Genomic DNA, 17,775 nt, shown 5'->3' on the forward strand with positions numbered 1-17,775 from the left:
TCACCCTTTGAAAAACGCTTTCGCCATTGTAACTCTCTCTGCCTTGCTGGCCGCGTGCGGCGTGGCGCCGCAGAAACAGGCCGGGTCCGCCGCTGCGCCGCGGCCGGCCGCGCCGGCGGAGCCCGATGCGCCTGCCGCCGAAGCGACGGCGTCGACCGACACCCCGCCAGCGGAAGCGTTGCCCAACAATGAACTGACCGGCGATCTGCTGTTCCGCATCACCAAGGCCGAGCTGGAATTCAAGTCGGGCAACTGGCAAGGTCCGTACATCACCATGATGGCGCTGGCGCAGCAGACGCGCGATCCGCGCCTGGCGCGCCGCGCGGCCGAGATGGCCGTCACCGCCAAGCAGAGCGAGCAGGCGCTGGCCGCCGTGCGCCTGTGGCGCGGCCTGGCGCCGGATTCGGAAGAAGCGACCCAGTTCTTCCTCGGCTTCGCCGTCGCCGGCGACGATCTGAGCGAGGCGGAAGCCATCTTCGAACAGCGGCTGAAAGCGGCGACGCCGATGCAGCGTCCACTGGCCATGTTCCAGATGCAGCAATTCCTGCTGCGCGCCAAGGACAAGGCGGCGGCGTTCGGCGTCCAGCAGCGCGTGCTGCTGCCTTACGATAACACGCTGGAAGCGCACCTGATCCTGGCGCAGAGCGCCTTCGGCTTGAACGATCTCGACCGCGCGCGCGAAGAAGCCGGCAAGGCGCTGGCGATCAAACCCGATTCGGAACTGGCGATCCTGACCAGCGCCCAGGTGTCGGGCGACATCGAATCGGCCATGAAGATCCTGACCGGCTTCCTCGAAAAATACCCGAAATCGAACGAGGTGCGCGCCGCCTATGCCCGCATCCTGGTCGACAACAAGCAGTACGAAGAAGCGCGCAAGGAATTCCTGATCCTGCTGAAGGAGCAGCCGGACAACATCGCCGTGCTGTATGCGCTGGGCGTGCTGGGCACGCAGACCAACAATGTGGATGAAGCGGAAAAATACTTCACCCGCTTCGTCACTGTGCTGGAAGAACATCCCAGCGACGAGCGCGACCCCTCCAAGGCGCTGCTGATCCTGTCGCAGATCGCCGAGCAGAAAAACGATCTGGACGCCGCCTACAACTGGCTGTCCAAGGTCGAAAACAGCGATGAAAAAATCTACATGGCCGCGCGCATGAAAATGGCCGTGCTGACCGCCCGCAAAGGCGACGTCGACGGCGCCCGCAAGCAGCTGGCCGAGCTGACGCCCACCAACGCCGCCGACCAGGCGCAGATCTTCCAGACCGACGCCCAGCTGCTGCGCGACGCCGGCGATCACCGCGCCGCCTACACCGTGCTGGAAAACGCGCTCAAGCGCTATCCCGACAATCCCGACATCCTGTACGACTATGCGCTGGTGGCGGAAAAACTGGGCAAGGTGGAGGTGATGGAAAAAGCCCTGCGCCAGGTGATGATCGCCGCGCCGGACAACCAGCACGCCTACAACGCGCTGGGCTACTCGCTGGCCGAGCGCAACGAGCGCCTGCCGGAAGCGCTGTCATTGATCGACAAGGCGCTGCAGATGGCGCCGGGCGACCCCTTCATCATGGACAGCATGGGCTGGGTGCAATACCGCCTAGGCCATCTCGACGAAGCGGAAAGCTACCTGCGCCGCGCCTACGCCGTACGCAGCGACCCTGAAATTGCCGTCCATCTGGGCGAAGTGCTGTTCGCCAAGGGCGATGTCAGCGGCGCGCAGAAGCTGTGGAAGGAAGCCCATGCCAAAGACCCGCAAAACGACGCGCTGAAAGCCACGCTGGCGCGCCTGAACCAGAGCCTCTGATGATACGACCACTTTTGACTGCCCTTGCCATCGCCGCGGCCGCCGTCCTGGCCGGCTGCGCCACCACCCCGTCCGCGCCGCGCTCCAGCGCCGCTGTCGCGCCCTACCACGACAGCATCGAGCTGGCCGGCCGCATCGCCATCAACTACAGCCGCGACGGCAAAAAGGAATCGCTGAACGGCAAGTTCACCTGGCAGCAGACCAGGGCCAACACCGACGTCAGCCTGATCTCGCCGACCGGCCAGACCGTGGCCGTGATCAAGCTCACGCCGACTTCGGCCACGCTGCAGGAAAGCGGCAAGGCGCCGCGCAGCGCGCCCGACCTGGACAGCCTGAGCGCGCAGACGCTGGGCTGGAGCCTGCCGGTCTCCGGCCTGCGCAATTGGCTGCAAGGTCATGCGGTGGGCAGCGACGGCCAGCCATTCGTCGCCTCGCCGGCCAACGACACCGTGATCACGCGTGACGGCTGGAAGCTGGAATACATGTCCTGGCAAGATGAAACCGCCGCCGTGCCGCAGCCCAAGCGCATCGACGTCACCCGCATCGCGCTGGGCCAGGCGGTGGACGACATGGCGATCCGCATCGTCATCGACCCGCCCGCGCAGTAAAATGCCGGCATGACCGAACTGAAAAACTGCCCGGCCCCGGCCAAGCTCAATTTATTCCTGCACGTGACCGGCCGCCGCGCCGACGGCTATCACCTGCTGCAAACCGTGTTCCAGCTGATCGACCATGGCGACACGCTGCATTTCACGCTGCGCGACGACGCCACGTTGCGCCGCGTGACCGACCTGCCCGGCGTGCCGGAGGAGAGCGATCTGATCATCCGCGCCGCCAGGCTGCTGCAGGCGGAAGTGCTGCGCCGCACCGGTGCGTTGCCGCACGGTGTCGATATCGCCATCGATAAGATACTGCCCATGGGCGGTGGCGTAGGCGGCGGTTCGTCGGATGCGGCCACCACCCTGATGGCCTTGAACCGCTTGTGGAACGCCGGCCTGAGCAAACAGGAACTGATGGATCTGGGCCTGCCGCTGGGCGCCGACATTCCGTTCTTCATCTTCGGCGAGACCGCGTTTGCCGAGGGCGTGGGCGAGGCGCTGCGACCGGTGAAGACGCCGGATTGCTGGTATGTGGTGATCGAACCGGGCGTCATGGTGCCGACCGCTGCAATTTTTGGTTCGGAACAATTGACAAGAGATACGCCGGTGGTTAATATAGCGGACTTTTCCAGCCACTACGAACAATCGCAAGATTGGACGGGGTTCGGAAGGAACGACTTGCAACAGGTAGCAACGAAGCTTTTCCCGCCGGTAGCAGAAGCGGTAGAATGGCTGAGTGCTTACGGTGATGCCAGGATGACTGGCTCGGGTGCATGTGTGTTCAGTGCGGTAGCAACCGAGGCGGACGCCGACGCGGTACTTGCAAAAGTGCCAGCGAAGTGGACGGCCTGGAAGGCAAAAGCACTGCAGCAGCATCCGCTGATCGCCACGAAGTTGTGAGACGGCAAAAAAGATTTTGCGAAGCGTGAAAATGGCTGTATAATATCGGCCTGTAACGACGAGCAGTCGGTTGCGTAGGGGAATCGCCAAGCTGGTTAAGGCACCGGATTTTGATTCCGGCATACCAAGGTTCGAATCCTTGTTCCCCTGCCATTAGTTTGTATCTGGATCCGTCGAGGCGCAGTCTCCGGCCAGATAGAGCGAAAGATGGCCGCCCCGGTGGCGGCCATTCTACTTGTTTCAGTGCCACGCGGTGTTCGCTGGCGTCTTTCAAAAATCTTCTACAACTTCTCTGGTACTCCCATGGCTTACGAAAACCTGATGGTTTTTACCGGCAACGCTAATCCTGCGTTGGCAGAAGGAGTCGCAAAAAATCTCGGCATCCCTCTCGGCAAGGCAAACGTCTCGAAATTCTCGGACGGCGAGGTGATGGTTGAAATTAACGAAAACGTCCGCGGTAAAGACGTGTTCGTACTGCAATCCACCTGTGCACCGACCAACGACAACCTGATGGAACTGATCCTGATGGTGGATGCGCTGAAGCGTGCATCGGCTGGCCGCATCACCGCCGCCATCCCTTACTTCGGCTATGCCCGCCAGGACCGTCGCCCGCGCTCGGCGCGTGTGGCGATTTCGGCCAAGGTGGTGGCCAACATGCTGGAAGAAGCCGGTGTCGAACGCGTCCTGATCATGGATCTGCACGCAGACCAGATCCAGGGCTTCTTCGATATCCCGGTCGACAATATCTACGCGTCGCCGATCCTGCTGGGCGACCTGCAGAAGAAGAACAACGAAGACCTGCTGGTGGTATCGCCGGACGTCGGCGGCGTGGTGCGCGCGCGCGCGCTGGCCAAGCGCCTGAACTGCGACCTGGCCATCATCGACAAGCGCCGTCCGAAAGCCAACGTGTCCGAAGTGATGAACATCATCGGTGACGTCGAAGGCCGCAACTGCGTGATCATGGACGACATGGTGGATACCGCCGGTACCCTGGTCAAGGCCGCCGAAGTGCTGAAAGAGCGCGGCGCCAAGAAAGTGGTGGCGTATTGCACCCACCCGGTGCTGTCCGGCCCGGCGATCGACCGCATCACCAGCTCGTCGCTGGATGAATTGGTCGTGACCGACACCATTCCGCTGTCGGAAGCCGCCAAGCAGTGCAGCAAGATCCGTCAACTGACCTGCGCACCGCTGCTGGCAGAGACCTTCAAACGCATCATCAAGGGCGATTCCGTGATCTCCCTGTTTGTCGACTAAGCGATAAACGATTTATTCAGTTTTACAGGCGGCGTGTCCGGTTTTGACCGGACGCGCCGTTTTTTCCGAAGCTTCCTGGTCGCGGGAAGCTTCTTAACGCGGGGCGCGAGCCCTGTCATTTATTGGAGTATCACATGAAAGTAGTAGCCTTCAAACGCGAACTGCAGGGTTCCGGAGCGAGCCGCCGCCTGCGCAATTCGGGCCAGACCCCTGGCATCATCTACGGCGGCACCGAAGCCCCGGTGACCATCGCTCTGGACCACAACGCGCTGTACCACGCGCTGAAAAAAGAAGCGTTCCACTCGTCGATCCTGGACCTGGAAATCGACGGCAAAGCCGAGAAAGTCGTGCTGCGCGACTTCCAGATGCACGCTTACAAACAACTGGTTCTGCACGCTGACTTCCAGCGCGTTGACGCCAACAAGAAGCTGCACGTGAAAGTTGCCCTGCACTTCGTCAACGCCGAAATCTCGCCAGCAGTGAAACTGCACGGCGCGACCATCAGCCACGTCGCCAACGAAATCGAAATCGAATGCCTGCCAGCCGACCTGCCAGAGTTCGTGACCGTCGACCTGACCAACGTGGACGTCGGCCACTCGGTGCACGTTGCCGACCTGACCCTGCCAAAAGGCGTGACCGCTGTTACCCACGGCAACAACCTGACCATCGCTACCGCTTCGGTACCGGCTGGCCAAGTTTCGGCTGATAACGCCGCCGCTGAATAATCGGGCATCTTTTTTCCCCGATGAAGAAACCCGTCTCTGGCGGGTTTTTTTTCGTCATAATCCTTTTTATTTAATTGAACCACCATGCCCATCCGTCTCATCGTCGGCCTCGGCAACCCCGGCCCCGAATACGAACAAACCCGCCACAACGCCGGCTTCTGGCTGGTCGACAACCTGGCCAACGACAGCGGCGCGCGCCTGCAGCGCGAGAGCAAGTACAACGCCATGTTCGCCAAGGCCAGCATCGCCGGCCAGGAAGTGTATCTGCTGGAGCCGCTGACCTATATGAACCGCTCCGGCCAGTCGGTCGGCGCGCTGTGCCGCTTCTTCAAGATCAATGCCGACGAGGTGCTGGTTGTGCACGATGAACTGGACCTGATGCCGGGCACCGCGCGTCTGAAGAAGGGCGGCTCGTCGGGCGGCCACAATGGCCTGAAGGACATCACCGCCGCGCTGGGCACCCAGGATTACTGGCGGCTGCGGCTGGGCATCGGCCATCCGCGCTCGTTGAACCTGGCGCAGCAGGTGGCCGATTTCGTGCTGCACCGTCCGCGCCGCGAAGACCAGGACCTGATCGAGCGCGCGATTGAAAAATCGTTGCTGGTCATACCGCAGATTGTCAAAGGCGAATTTGCCCCCGCCACCACCAGGTTGCACACCGACTGAAAGGATTACCCGCCGTGAAACTGCTCCCCATCGCCGCGCTGCTGCTGGCCACCGCCGCCCATGCCGAAGACACCGTCTCGCGCCAGATCGACGGCATGTATCCGCAACTGGACGCCATCTACAAGGATCTGCACGCGCACCCGGAAATCGCCTTCCAGGAACAGCGCACGGCGGCCAGGCTGGCGGCCGAGATGCGCAAGATCGGATTCGAGGTCACGGAGAAGGTCGGCAAGACCGGCATCGTCGCCATCTACAAGAACGGCGCCGGTCCGACCGTGCTGGTGCGTACCGAGATGGACGCGCTGCCGATGGAGGAAAAGACCGGCCTGCCCTACGCCAGCAAGGTGGCGGCCGCCCACAGCTGCGGTCACGATGTCCACATGACCGCCTGGCTGGGCGCGGCGCGCACGCTGGTGGCGCTGAAGTCGCAGTGGAAGGGTACGCTGATGTTCATCGGTCAGCCGGCCGAGGAAACCGTGTCCGGCGCCAAGGCCATGCTCGATGACGGCCTGTTCAAGCGCTTCGGCAAGCCGGATTATGCGTTCGCGCTGCATTCGTGGCCGCTGGCGTATGGCCGCATCGGCTACAACAGCGGTGCGGTATCGTCGAATTCCGATGCGATCGAAATCACCTTCAAGGGCCGCGGCGGCCATGGCTCGGCGCCGGACAAGGCACTCGATCCGATCACCATCGCCGCGCGTTTCGTGGTCGATGTGCAGACCGTGATCAGCCGCGAAAAAGATCCGAAGGAGTTCGGCGTGGTGACCATCGGCGCGATCAACGGCGGCACGGTCGGCAACATCATCCCGGACACGGTCAAGGTGCGCGGCACCATCCGCAGCTACAGCCCGGCGGTGCGCGAGAAAATCCTGGCCGGCGTGCGCCGCGTGGCCAACGCCTCGGCCGCGATGGCCGACGCGCCGGCGCCGGAGGTGGAGCTGATACCGGGCGGCGTCGCCATCGACAACGACGATGCGCTGGTTACCCGCACCGAGGGCGTGCTGAAACAGGCGTTCGGCGAGGCCCAGGTGTTCCGCATGCCGGCCATGACCGCCAGCGAGGACTTCTCGCTATTCGTCAACCAGGGCGTGCCCGGCATGTTCTTCTTCACCGGCGTCTACGATCCGCAGGCGGTGGCGCAGGCCGACAAGGGCGGCAAGCCGCTGGCCTTCAACCACTCGCCGTTCTACGCGCCGGTGCCGGAGCCATCGATCAAGACCGCGGCGCAGGCTATGACGCTGGCGGTGATGAACGTGATGAACGGATCAGCCGCCAAACCATAAACGCCAGCGCGGCCACGCCCAGCAGCAGCACGCCCCAGAGTATCATCAGGCGGCGCTGGGCGCTGTTGGCTTCCGCCAGCGCGGCGGCGCTGTCGCTGGCGTCGCTACCGGCCTGTGCGCGCGGCGCGCCGACGCTGGCATATTCCAGTTTCGCCAGTTCGGCTTCCGAGAAGCCGGGCGCCACCTGCTCGATGCTGCTGGCCGCCGGCGCCGCGCGTTCGCGGCCGACCGCCAGCGTGTAGGGCGCGTTGCCGTCGCCGAGGAATACCAGCGTGGCCGGCTGCCAGCTCAGGCGCAGTTGCGGCTGACTGGTCACCGGCGCGGCGGCGCGCAGCACCCATTGCCGGGCGTGCAGCGGCGCCACATCGACGTCGCCCGAGCTGCGCACCTGGCCGTTCTGCGAGATGCGGTAGAAGGTGGCGCTGGCCAGCGGCTCGAAGCGCCACGCCAGCGCCTGGCCGATCTGCTGGCCGGCGACTTCGCGGTAAATGCCCAGTTGCGCCGCCAGCACCACGTTATCCACATTGAATTGCAGCCCGGCCTTGAGCGGGGCGATGGCCGGCGGCACGTTGTACACCAGGTCTTCCGGCTTCTTGCCGGCGGCGGGCGGCAGCAGCAATTGTGCGGGCGGCGGCGCGTTGTCGCTGACCGTCGGCTGTTCGGCGGTGATGGCGGCGAACTGCAGCGGCGTTCCCTTGCGCCAGCTCAGGCGCGCGTAGCGGAAGGTGCGCGGACCGAATTCCAGGCGGTCGCTGACCAGCATCTGGGCGTTCTGGTTGACCAGCCAGGTCAGTTCGGCCGCGCCCACGGTGTCCCAGCGTTTCATGTCGTCGCTGGTTTCCAGCCACACCTGTGCGCTGTAGTCGCGCTGATCGGGCGGCAGGGTGAAGCGCAGGGCGTTGATCGGCGCATCGACGGCCTTGCCCAGATCGAGCACCAGGCCGGACAGGCGTGGCGGATGGTCGGGATTGTCGCGCCGTTCGGGCTTGACCTTGACCGACAGCAGGCGGCCGTCGGCGCTGGCGTTCACGTCCAGGTCGAGCAGCGCGGCCTGTTCGCCGTTGCCCATCAGCGGAAAGATCGCCAGCGGCAGATCGCGGTGGCCGATGCGCGCCTCGACCGGCGGCGTGCGCAGCGCGAACGGCTGGGGCTTGCCGCTGGCGTCGAATATGCGTACGTCGTCCAGCATGGCCGAACGCGCATGCAGGTAGACATCTTTCGGCAGGCGCACCTGCAGCACGCCTTGTCGGGTGCCGGCGCTGAGCGGCAGCAGATGGCTGTAGTCTTGCGGCGTATCGGCGGCGCTGGCGATGCTGCTGAAGGCCCAGGCGGCGATGAGGAAGTTTTTCATTGATGCTCCGATTGCGTCGGGAAGGGCGCCAGATAGCCTATGCCCACCATCAGCGCGCCCACGCCGAGGAAGGAAACGATGCGTTCGACGCCGCCGACATTCGACAGGTCGACCAGGAACAGTTTCAGCACCACCAGTGCCAGCAGCGCGGCGCCGCCTATCCACACCGGCCGCAGCGCGCGACGCGCGGCATGGCGCATCAGCAGCAGCGCGGTCACGCTCCACACCAGCGACAGCATGGCCTGCACGAACTGCGAGGCGTACAGCGCATCGAAGGTGTAGGGCACGGCGAGATAGTGCGAGACGGTGCGCATCAAGGCCAGGTTGAACCAGATATAGCCATACGCGGCGATGAACAGCGGCTGCGGCGCGAACCAGCGCTGCGGCCAGCCGTGCGGCCGTTCGGGATGCAGGCGCCACAGGGCGAACATCAGCAGGATGACGAAGCAGGTGCTGAGGTCCAGCGGATTCAGCAGCGGAATGTAGGGCAGCGGCGCCATCGCGCCGTCCTGGGTGACGTTCCAGACGAAGACCAGCAGCACCGCCCAGCCGGTGGCGACCGGCAGCAGGCGGCGCCGGTACCACTCCGCCAGCGGCGCGACCGGCCAGCCGCCGCCGCGGCTGCGCTGCATCAGCCAGGCGATCACGGCCATCATCAGCCAGGATGGGATGAAGCGCGCCCAGCTGCCGCTGGTGCCCCAGTCGGCTGGGCCGGCGCCCACCCACGCCGAGATCCAGTAGGCGGCGACCGGCCAGATCAGCAGCCATGGTCCGCCGGTGCGGACGGCGTGCAGCGTGCGCAGGATGCGGCCGCGCATGTTCCAGTTCCGTGTCCGCCAGGCGCGCAGCAGCCATTCGCCGGCCAGCCACAGCGCGGCATAGCCGCTCCAGATCGCCCAGGATGGCAGGCGCAGGGTGTCGATATAAATCAGGGTCAGCAGGGGCAGGTGCGCGACCGCCAGCGCCACCCATACCGGCGCCGCGAACCAGCGCAGCGCGGGCCATTGCAGGCGGTGCGCGGCACTGACGCCGAGCCAGGTGGTCGCGGCCAGCAGCAAGGCGTACAGGCAGAACGCCAATTCGCTGTTGTCCGCGGACGCGATCGAGGAGAGTTTCGGCGCCAGCCAGGTGGCCAGGTCCGGCGTCGCCAGCACGAACCACCAGATCGCGGACCAGACCAGCAGCAAACGGTAGACGGCGTGTGTGCGGCTGCCGCGCGCCGCTTGTTGGCGGTACAGCGCCCAGCTGCTGAAGATGGCCGCGCCGAAAATCATCAGCGAGCCCAGCAGCGGACGGTCGAACAGCCGGCTATTGCCGTTGCTCCAGCTGTCGGCCACCTGCGTCAGCAGCAGCAGCCCGGCGATGCCTTGTACCGCCAGAGCCAGCGCGGCGGCCAGCGTCCATGCCAGCCGGCGGGCGATCACGTACAGGGCGATGGCGGCGATCAGCGCGCTGAACACCAGCGGCGTGCCCTGGCTCGGTCCGGGCAGGCGCAGGAATATCTCGGTCCAGGCGCCGGCCACGAACCAGGCGGCGGCCACGGTCAGGAACACGGCCGCAATGGCGGCGAACGGCGCCGTCTCTGGCTGCGCACGGAAGCGGGTCGCCATCAGGAAGGCGGTGATCGCCAGCAGCAAAAAGCCCAGCCACAGGTTGGAGTCCATGGCGCTTTGCGGTGACAGGCCGGTGCTGGCGCCGATGAAGGAGATCCACGCGCCGGCTTGCACCAGCAAACCGAACATCCACGCCAGTTTTTGCTGTTGGCGCAGGCCGATCCAGACGATGCCGGCGCCTTCCAGCGCCCAGGCGGCGGAGGTCCAGCGGCCATCGAGCGCGAAGGGTATCGCCAGCGTGCCGAACACGATGCCGAGCGCGAGGAAGGCGTCGGCCAGCAGCGCGTATTGCGCGCGCTTGCGCAGCACGGTGGTCAGGGCGATGTAAAACAGGCCCAGCGCCAGTGCCGAATAGGCGGCGCCGAACGGCATCTCGCGCACCAGCGTGAATTGCAGTCCGAAGCCCAGCATCGGCGTGCCCAAGATCAGCGTGCCGTCGACGTAGTTTTTCAGTTTGACCGCCTGCCGGCGCGCGTACGCCAGCGGGATCGATACGTAGAAGGCGAAGAACAGCAGCAGGAACAGCTGCACCGACAAATAGTTTTCCGGCGTGTACCGCAGCACGCCCCAGGTGGTGCCGATGGCGAAGGTGAAGGCGAACCCCAGCAGGTTGAGCGGACGCCACGAGCGCAGCATGGCCAGCGCGAACACGCCGCCGTTCAGCAGCGCGTAATAGGAGAACAGCCCGATGTGGCTGCCGCCGCCGGTGGACGCCAGGATCGGCGCGGCAAAGCCGCCGACGATGCCGAAGATGGCCAGCCACATCGCATCCTGCAGCACCGCCAGCACGCAGGTGAACATGGTCAGGATGAACAGCAGGGCAAACGCGGCGGATCCCGGAATCAGGTGATACAGGCGGAAAGCGCCAAACGTGACCAGCATCAGCACCGCCAGCGCGGCGCCTTGCACCGGCAGGCTGATCGCCGCCCGCGTGATGCGGATGCGCCAGCCCCAGGCCAGCAGGGCGATATCGGCCAGCACGATGCCGGTGAGCCGCAGCTCGATCGGAATGCTCACGCGGGCGGCGGTGTACTTGAGCAGGAAGCTGACGCCGATGAACAAAATGAGCAAGCCCAGCTTGGCTACCAGATTGCCGCCGAACAGCCAGGCCTTGGCGGCAAGCAGCCAGCGCGGCGGCGGAGCCGGCGGCGCGGAAGGAGTGGGAGCCGGCGCCACGGCAGCGTTCGATACGGTCGCCCATGGCGTCGCCGTATCCTCGGGCACGGTCGCCCGAGGCGCCGCGGCATGCTGCGGCGCAGCTGCTTCCTCCAGCGCGGGTGCCAGCGACGCCACAGTAGCTTCCGCCTCGGTTGCCTGTGCAGCGGTGGCCGGTGTCGGTTGAGCGGTCGCCTTCAGGACCGGAAGCGGAGGCGGTGCCCACTGCTCGTAATCGCGCATGTAGTCGGGCGTGGCCGGCGCGGGCGATTGCGCATCGGCGGCGGGCGCGGGCTGCACTTCCGGCGCAACGGCTGGCGGCGCTGGCGCCGCTGCCGGCCGCGGCGCCAGCAGCAGATGCTCGCGCAGCAAAGCCACTTCCCGTTTCAGTCCCTCCACGACCCGCCAGGCCTGACGCGCGTCGCTGCGCGCCCGCCAGGCCACGCTCAGGGTGAAGACACCAAAAACAAACAGAAGGAATTCCATCATTCGGCTCCCCAGGCAATGGTGCAAAGTATCACAAATGCAACATTGCCTCAATCGAAAGCCGCAAGACGCTCCAGGCTATTTTGTGGCAGCAATCCAGCGGTCCACGCGCTGCTCCAGGATAGGCAGCGGCAGGGTGCCGTCGCCGATCACCACTTCGTGGAATTTCTGATAGCTGAACTTGTCGCCCAGCGCCTGCTGGGCGCGGGCGCGCAGCTCCAGGATCTTGAGCGAGCCGATCTTGTAGCTCAGTGCTTGCGCCGGCATCACCATGTAACGCTCGATCTGGTTGCGCGCGCGCGGCTCGCTCCAGCCCAGCGTCTCCACCAGATAGGCGATGGCTTGCTCGCGCGACCAGCCTTTGGCGTGCATGCCGGTGTCCACCACCAGGCGCGCGGCGCGCAGCATCTCGGCATTCAGGTGGCCGTAGTAGGCGACCGGATCTTCGTACAGGCCCATCTCCTTGCCCAGGGTTTCGGAATACAAGGCCCAGCCTTCGGTGTAGGCGGCGCTGTTCGGATTCTCGGTGCTGAACTTGCGGAAGTCCGGCAAGTCCAGTTCCTTCAACAGGGCCGCGTGCAGGTGGTGGCCTGGCACGCCTTCGTGCAGAAACAGGCTGACCATGTCGACACGGCTGTATTTTTTCGGGTCATTCACCACTGGCCAGAACACGCCCGGATGCGAGCCGTCCGCCGCCGACGGGGTGTAGTGGTCGGACGCGGTGGCGCGCGTCAGTTCCGGTTCCAGGTGCAGTTCCAGTTTGGCTTTCGGGATCAGGCTGAAATAGGTCGGCAGCTTGGTCTGCACTTGCGCGTAAATGGCGCGGTAGGCGTCCAGCACCTGCTCGTCGCTGGTGAAGATGTTGAATTTGGTCTGCGCGCTGACCCATTGCGGCAGTTGCCTTTCCGGGCCCTCATAGCCGAGCTTGGGACCGAGCTCGGTCAGCTGTTGCTGGATGCGCGCCACTTCCTTCAGGCCCAGCGCGTGCACCTGGTCCGGCGTCAGCGGCAGGTTGGTACTGTCCTTGATGTGCGCGGCGTACCAGGCGGCGCCGTTGGGCAGCGCGCCCCAGCCGCTGGTGCCGCGGCCGGCCGGCAGGTATTCGTTCTCCATGAAGCTGACCAGACGATTCAACGCCGGCGCCACCTTGGTGTCCACCGTTTTCAGGTAGGCGGCGGTAAGTTTTTTCTTGTCGGCGTCGGGGAACGACTCGGGGAAGCGCGTCACCGGCGAATAGAACACGCTGGTCTCGGGCGTGGCGGCGCGCAGGTTCTGCAGCTGCGGCAGCATGGCGACGATGATGGTTTTCGGATGCACCACGCCCTTGCGCATGCCTTCGCGCATGTTGGCGATGGCCTGGTCGATCCAGGCCGGCAGCTGGTTCAGCCGGCTCAGGTAAGCCTGGTATTGCTTGACCGTCCCCAGCGGCTGCGACCCGGTGCCGCTGGCGTAGTTGGCCAGCGTGCTGGGCACGTTGTCCATCTGGTTCAGCGGCAGCAGATGGTCGGGGAAGGATTCCATCTGCATCGCGTTGTTCAGTTCGTAGGTCAGCAGGTCATAGGTCAGCTGATCCTGCGCACCCAGCTGGTCGCGGCGGACTGTCATCAGCTGCTTCTGCAGCGAACGGTACAGGTTGAACTGCTCGGCGCGCACCTTGGGCGAGATCGCCAGGCCGATCTGATCGTCGTAGCGGCTGTCGCCGTTGGCGGTGGCAAACAGCAGCGGATCGAACTTGCAGCGCGCGGTATGGAAGGCGGCCGCCAGCTTCGCCAACTGCTTCTGTGCCTGGCTGGCTTGCACCGACGACGCCTTGGCGGCGGCAACCGCCGGCGGCATCGCGGCGGCGCCCATCAGCAGGGCGGCAATCAGGGCGGGAATCGTAAGCTTGGCGAACGGGCGGGCGTGCATGTGAAATCCTTAGTGAGGTTGATCAGCGCCAAGCAGTCTAGCATCTGTAGCAAGCAATGGGATGTCAGACGGCACGGTTTTTTTGTCGGATTTCTTTACAGCGGTTTGGCCGCGAAAACAGCAAGTCGTTGATAACAAAGGCCATGTATTCGGGGTGCGATTTTTGCTTCATACACCACCTCGCTTAGAATTTTTACAGGAGACAACTATGCTATCCCGTACTATTCGTCTTGCAAGTATCGCGACACTGTTTTCGGCTGGCCTGGTTACAACGCAGGCTGGCGCGGCGGAACCGGTCGTCACCTATAGCTGGGTCACCACCTCGCAAGGCTATGGCCCGCACGTGGACCAGCCGAGCACCGCCACGTTCGATGTGGCGCTGAGCGTGGTCAAGAGCGGCGTGATCGGCTACAACGACATCAGCAACATCCACTTTGCCTATCCCGGCCTCTCGTTCGACAATACCGCGGTGAGCATTCTCGGCATGGACTTCGCCGCCTATGTGGACCAGACCACCGGCGCGCTGCGCTACGTCGACAATCAGCAGGGCCTGGGCATCATGGCCTACGCCGGCGCATCGATCAACGACGCGACCACCTTCCTCTCGATCACATTCGACTATGCCGGCACCGGCCAAGTGTTCGACCAATACAATGCCCTGAACAACGGCGCCGCATACGCCGGCTACCCGACGGCAGGCCACTGGGTAGCCGCCATGCCGGCCGTGCCCGAACCGGGTTCGCTGGCAATGTACGGCCTCGGCCTGACCGCCCTGGCAGCGCTGAAGCGCCGCCGCGCCTGATCAAGCGATCAACGCCAGCGCCGCGCGTACCGTCTGCGGCACGGTGACGGTACGGTTGCTTTCGCGCTCGACATAGACGTGGACGAAATGGCCCGCAGCGGCGGGCAGGGCATCGTCGTTGCGGTAGAGGGCGATCTCGTAGCGCACGCTGGAGTTGCCCAGTTTGGCCACGCGCACGCCCGCATGTACCACGTCCGGAAACGCAATCGGCCGGAAATAGGAGCAGCCGCTGTCCACCACATAACCCACCACCTCGCCCCGGTGAATATCCAGCACTCCGCGCTCGATCAGCAACTGGTTCACCGCGGTGTCAAAGTATGAGTAATACACAACATTGTTGACATGGCCATAGATGTCATTGTCCATCCACCGTGTGGGAATGGTGAGGAAGTGGCGGAACTGGTCGCGGCCGGCGTCGCGCATCGTCATGCGGTCTCCTGTTTTTTGAAGTGTGGGGGACAAGGGAGGTACAATAGACCCTTGAACGCTGTATTTCAGCAAGAATATCCAAAAACGCCCGCGGACGGCGGTTTTACACCTCCGCCGCTCGCCGGCGAATTGATCATTTAAAAGGTTTTTCATGAGTCTCCAATGCGGCATCGTCGGCTTGCCTAACGTCGGCAAGTCCACCCTGTTCAACGCCCTGACCAAGGCCGGCATCCCGGCTGAAAACTATCCGTTCTGCACCATCGAGCCGAACGTCGGCGTGGTCGAAGTGCCGGATCCGCGCATGGCCGCGCTGTCCGAGATCGTCAAGCCTGAGCGTCAGGTGAATGCCATCGTCGAATTCGTCGACATCGCCGGCCTGGTGGCCGGCGCGTCGCAGGGCGAGGGCCTGGGTAACCAGTTCCTGTCGCACATCCGCGAAACCGACGCCATCGTCAACGTGGTGCGCTGCTTTGAAGACGACAATGTGATCCACGTGGCCGGTAAGGTCAGCCCGCTGGACGATATCGAAGTGATCCAGACCGAGCTGGCGCTGGCCGACCTCGGCACCGTGGAAAAAGCCATCCACCGCGAACAGAAGAAAGCCCGCTCTGGCGACAAGGATGCGATCAAGCTGGTGGCCCTGATGGAACGCCTGGTGCCGCACCTGAACGAAGCCAAGCCGGTGCGCTCGCTGGGCCTGGACGCGGCGGAAATGCTGCTGATCAAGCCGCTGTGCCTGATCACCGCCAAGCCGGCCATGTACGTGGCCAACGTGTCGGACAACGGCTTCACCAACAACCCGCTGCTGGACCAGCTGACCGCCTACGCGGCCACCCAGAACGCGCCGATTGTCGCCATCTGCGCCGCGATCGAAGCGGAAATCGCCGACCTGGACGACGCCGACAAGGCCGCCTTCCTGGCCGACATGGGCATGGAAGAGCCGGGCCTGGACCGTCTGATCCGCGCCGCCTACAAGCTGCTGGGTCTGCAGACCTACTTCACCGCCGGCGTCAAGGAAGTGCGCGCCTGGACCATCCACATCGGCGACACCGCGCCGCAGGCGGCCGGCGTGATCCACACCGACTTCGAGCGCGGCTTCATCCGTGCCCAGACCATCGCCTACGACGACTACATCCAGTACAAGGGTGAAGGCGGCGCCAAGGAAGCGGGCAAGATGCGCGCCGAGGGCAAAGAGTACGTGGTGAAGGATGGTGACGTGCTGAACTTCCTGTTCAACGTCTAAGCATCTGATCCTCCATCCGGGCGCGTTCTGCGCCCGTTTTGTTCTGACACTCACTCTATACTCTTCATGGCTGCTAACAACGAAAACGTCAGCATGGCGCTGTTCTGCGATTTTGAGAACGTGGCGCTCGGCGTGCGCGACGCGAATTACGACAAGTTCGACATCAAGCCGGTGCTGGAGCGCCTGCTGCTCAAGGGCAGCATCGTGGTCAAGAAAGCTTATTGCGACTGGGACCGCTACAAATCCTTCAAGGCGTCGATGCACGAGGCCAATTTCGAGCTGATCGAAATCCCGCACGTGCGCCAGTCCGGCAAGAACTCGGCCGACATCCGCATGGTGGTCGATGCGCTGGACCTGTGCTACACCAAGTCCCACGTCGACACCTTCGTGATCATTTCCGGCGATTCCGATTTCTCGCCGCTGGTGTCCAAGCTGCGCGAAAACGCCAAGAAGGTGATCGGCGTCGGCGTCAAGCAATCGACGTCCGACCTGCTGGTGGCCAACTGCGACGAGTTCATCTTCTACGACGACCTGGTGCGCGAAAGCCGCCGCGCGCGCCGCGAAGCCAGCAACGACAAGCCGCAGGTCAAGCGCACCCCGGAAGAGGAACGCGCGCGCCGCGAGGAGATGGAGAAACGCCGCGATCAGGCGGTGGAGATCGCCATCAATACCTTCGAGGCGCTGGTGCTGGAACGCGGCGACAGCGGCAAGATCTGGGCCTCGGTGCTGAAGGAAGCGATCAAGCGCCGCAAGCCGGATTTCAGCGAGTCGTACTATGGCTTCCGCACCTTCGGCAATCTGATCGAGGAATGCAAGGCGCGCGGCCTGCTGGAGTTCGGCCGCGACGAGAAGTCGGGCGCGTACGTGTACCGTGGCAGCGGCGTGCCGGCGGCGATCGTGCCGGAGGCGCAAACGCCGGCGGATGGCGCGGCGGCCGCGCCGGCCGAGGGCGGTCAGCAGGAATCGCGCCGCGCGCGCAACCGCGGTCGTACGGCGGCCGAGCGCTTTGCCGAACGTCAGGCACTGCGTCAGGCGCGTCAGCCTGGCGGCGCGCAGCTGCAGGTGGAACCGGTGGTCGCCGAAGAGGCGGCCTGGTATGCCGTGACCGAGCCCGCGGCGGAAACGCCGGTCGTGCTGGAGCCCGCGATCGAGCTGCCGCTGGACGTTGCCGAGCCGGTCTCCGCAGCGGAAGTGGTGGCCGAGTCGCCTCAGCCGCACAAAAAGAAAAACGGTCCCAAGCCGCCCGCCCGCAAGCTGAAAGAGGAAGCGCGCAAGAAAGCGGCGACGGCTCCGGCGCCCGTGGCGGACGGCGTGCCGGCGAGCGGAGCGGCTGCGGATGCGGCTGTCGACGCAGCGGAACCGGTGTTTGTGCCGGTCGAACCGGCTCCAGCGGTGGACCTCGCGCCCGCCGCGGAAGCCACCTCGGCCGACGAGTCGGAGCCCGCCAAGCGCCCGCGCCCGGCGAAAGGCAAGCCGAACGCCCAGCAAGGCCGTGGCAAAGGCGCCAAGCCGGCCAAGGCTGGCGGCGAAAAGGCCAAGCCCGTCGCCGCCGAGCCAGTC

At 64.6% G+C, this 17,775-nt stretch carries 14 protein-coding genes and 1 tRNA gene; 11 read left to right on the top strand and 4 right to left on the bottom strand.

What is annotated here, in order from left to right; translation table 11 throughout:
* The first annotated feature begins 7 nt into the window (after nucleotides 1–7).
* From E4L98_RS03125 to E4L98_RS03160, 8 genes are all read left to right on the top strand, one after another.
* A complete protein-coding gene (locus tag E4L98_RS03125) occupies nucleotides 8–1,801 on the top strand; it encodes a tetratricopeptide repeat protein (RefSeq protein ID WP_135200114.1) in 1,794 nt (597 codons plus the stop codon).
* Entirely contained in the window at nucleotides 1,801–2,409 is a 609-nt protein-coding gene (locus E4L98_RS03130) for an outer membrane lipoprotein LolB (RefSeq protein WP_135200115.1), read from the top strand. Before E4L98_RS03125 ends, E4L98_RS03130 begins: the two co-directional genes overlap by 1 nt.
* Nucleotides 2,410–2,418: 9 nt before the next feature.
* Complete coding sequence (gene ispE, locus E4L98_RS03135; RefSeq protein WP_135200116.1) at nucleotides 2,419–3,300, top strand: 4-(cytidine 5'-diphospho)-2-C-methyl-D-erythritol kinase; 882 nt, start codon at nucleotides 2,419–2,421, stop codon at nucleotides 3,298–3,300.
* A gap of 76 nt (nucleotides 3,301–3,376) precedes the next feature.
* Nucleotides 3,377–3,453 (top strand) — tRNA-Gln (locus E4L98_RS03140).
* A 150-nt stretch (nucleotides 3,454–3,603) separates the two neighbouring features.
* Nucleotides 3,604–4,554 carry a ribose-phosphate pyrophosphokinase gene (locus E4L98_RS03145; protein WP_135200117.1) on the top strand — a complete coding sequence of 317 codons (951 nt, stop codon included), beginning with the start codon at nucleotides 3,604–3,606 and terminating at the stop codon, nucleotides 4,552–4,554.
* A 134-nt stretch (nucleotides 4,555–4,688) separates the two neighbouring features.
* Nucleotides 4,689–5,279, top strand: a complete 591-nt coding sequence (locus E4L98_RS03150) for a 50S ribosomal protein L25/general stress protein Ctc (RefSeq protein ID WP_135200118.1) — start codon at nucleotides 4,689–4,691, stop codon at nucleotides 5,277–5,279.
* 84 nt (nucleotides 5,280–5,363) lie between these two features.
* The gene (gene pth / locus E4L98_RS03155) at nucleotides 5,364–5,945 is read left to right on the top strand and encodes an aminoacyl-tRNA hydrolase (protein WP_135200119.1); all 582 of its coding nucleotides are present in this window, start codon (nucleotides 5,364–5,366) and stop codon (nucleotides 5,943–5,945) included.
* A gap of 14 nt (nucleotides 5,946–5,959) precedes the next feature.
* Nucleotides 5,960–7,228, top strand: a complete 1,269-nt coding sequence (locus E4L98_RS03160) for an amidohydrolase (RefSeq protein WP_205746652.1) — start codon at nucleotides 5,960–5,962, stop codon at nucleotides 7,226–7,228.
* On the opposite strand, the gene E4L98_RS03165 is transcribed toward E4L98_RS03160, so the two are convergent.
* From E4L98_RS03165 to E4L98_RS03175, 3 genes are all read right to left on the bottom strand, one after another.
* Complete coding sequence (locus tag E4L98_RS03165) at nucleotides 7,176–8,579, bottom strand: DUF3999 family protein (protein ID WP_135200120.1); 1,404 nt, start codon at nucleotides 8,577–8,579, stop codon at nucleotides 7,176–7,178. The genes E4L98_RS03160 and E4L98_RS03165 overlap by 53 nt on opposite strands.
* Nucleotides 8,576–11,836 (bottom strand): DUF2339 domain-containing protein, encoded by a 3,261-nt coding sequence (locus E4L98_RS03170; RefSeq protein WP_229257216.1) that lies wholly within the window; start codon nucleotides 11,834–11,836, stop codon nucleotides 8,576–8,578. The genes E4L98_RS03165 and E4L98_RS03170 overlap by 4 nt, the downstream gene beginning before the upstream one ends.
* A gap of 75 nt (nucleotides 11,837–11,911) precedes the next feature.
* Nucleotides 11,912–13,741 carry a DUF885 domain-containing protein gene (locus E4L98_RS03175; protein ID WP_135200121.1) on the bottom strand — a complete coding sequence of 610 codons (1,830 nt, stop codon included), beginning with the start codon at nucleotides 13,739–13,741 and terminating at the stop codon, nucleotides 11,912–11,914.
* A gap of 208 nt (nucleotides 13,742–13,949) precedes the next feature.
* Between E4L98_RS03175 and E4L98_RS03180 the strand changes: the two genes are divergently transcribed.
* Nucleotides 13,950–14,543 (top strand): PEP-CTERM sorting domain-containing protein, encoded by a 594-nt coding sequence (locus tag E4L98_RS03180; protein ID WP_167761266.1) that lies wholly within the window; start codon nucleotides 13,950–13,952, stop codon nucleotides 14,541–14,543.
* Here the strand turns inward: E4L98_RS03180 and E4L98_RS03185 are convergent, their stop codons facing one another.
* A complete protein-coding gene (locus E4L98_RS03185) occupies nucleotides 14,544–14,966 on the bottom strand; it encodes an acyl-CoA thioesterase (RefSeq protein WP_307722076.1) in 423 nt (140 codons plus the stop codon).
* Between the two features lie 157 nt (nucleotides 14,967–15,123).
* On the opposite strand from E4L98_RS03185, the gene ychF reads away from it, so the two are divergent.
* Together ychF and E4L98_RS03195 are read left to right on the top strand one after the other, a co-directional pair.
* The gene (ychF, locus tag E4L98_RS03190) at nucleotides 15,124–16,215 is read left to right on the top strand and encodes a redox-regulated ATPase YchF (protein WP_135200123.1); all 1,092 of its coding nucleotides are present in this window, start codon (nucleotides 15,124–15,126) and stop codon (nucleotides 16,213–16,215) included.
* A 66-nt stretch (nucleotides 16,216–16,281) separates the two neighbouring features.
* A partial coding sequence (locus E4L98_RS03195) for an NYN domain-containing protein (RefSeq protein WP_135200124.1) occupies nucleotides 16,282–17,775 on the top strand: 1,494 nt, incomplete at its 3' end.

The sequence above is a fragment of the Duganella callida genome, assembly GCF_004614165.1.
Taxonomy (GTDB): Bacteria; Pseudomonadota; Gammaproteobacteria; order Burkholderiales; family Burkholderiaceae_D; genus Rugamonas; species Rugamonas callida.

Excerpts from the sequence above, each read along its gene's own strand:
- E4L98_RS03130 (WP_135200115.1), top strand. The coding sequence starts at position 1,801 with ATGATACGACCACTTTTGACTGCCCTTGCCATCGCCGCGGCCGCCGTC.
- ispE (WP_135200116.1), top strand. The coding sequence starts at position 2,419 with ATGACCGAACTGAAAAACTGCCCGGCCCCGGCCAAGCTCAATTTATTC.
- E4L98_RS03145 (WP_135200117.1), top strand. The coding sequence starts at position 3,604 with ATGGCTTACGAAAACCTGATGGTTTTTACCGGCAACGCTAATCCTGCG.
- E4L98_RS03150 (WP_135200118.1), top strand. The coding sequence starts at position 4,689 with ATGAAAGTAGTAGCCTTCAAACGCGAACTGCAGGGTTCCGGAGCGAGC.
- pth (WP_135200119.1), top strand. The coding sequence starts at position 5,364 with ATGCCCATCCGTCTCATCGTCGGCCTCGGCAACCCCGGCCCCGAATAC.
- E4L98_RS03165 (WP_135200120.1), bottom strand. The coding sequence starts at position 8,579 with ATGAAAAACTTCCTCATCGCCGCCTGGGCCTTCAGCAGCATCGCCAGC.
- E4L98_RS03170 (WP_229257216.1), bottom strand. The coding sequence starts at position 11,836 with ATGATGGAATTCCTTCTGTTTGTTTTTGGTGTCTTCACCCTGAGCGTG.
- E4L98_RS03175 (WP_135200121.1), bottom strand. The coding sequence starts at position 13,741 with ATGCACGCCCGCCCGTTCGCCAAGCTTACGATTCCCGCCCTGATTGCC.
- E4L98_RS03180 (WP_167761266.1), top strand. The coding sequence starts at position 13,950 with ATGCTATCCCGTACTATTCGTCTTGCAAGTATCGCGACACTGTTTTCG.
- E4L98_RS03185 (WP_307722076.1), bottom strand. The coding sequence starts at position 14,966 with ATGCGCGACGCCGGCCGCGACCAGTTCCGCCACTTCCTCACCATTCCC.
- ychF (WP_135200123.1), top strand. The coding sequence starts at position 15,124 with ATGAGTCTCCAATGCGGCATCGTCGGCTTGCCTAACGTCGGCAAGTCC.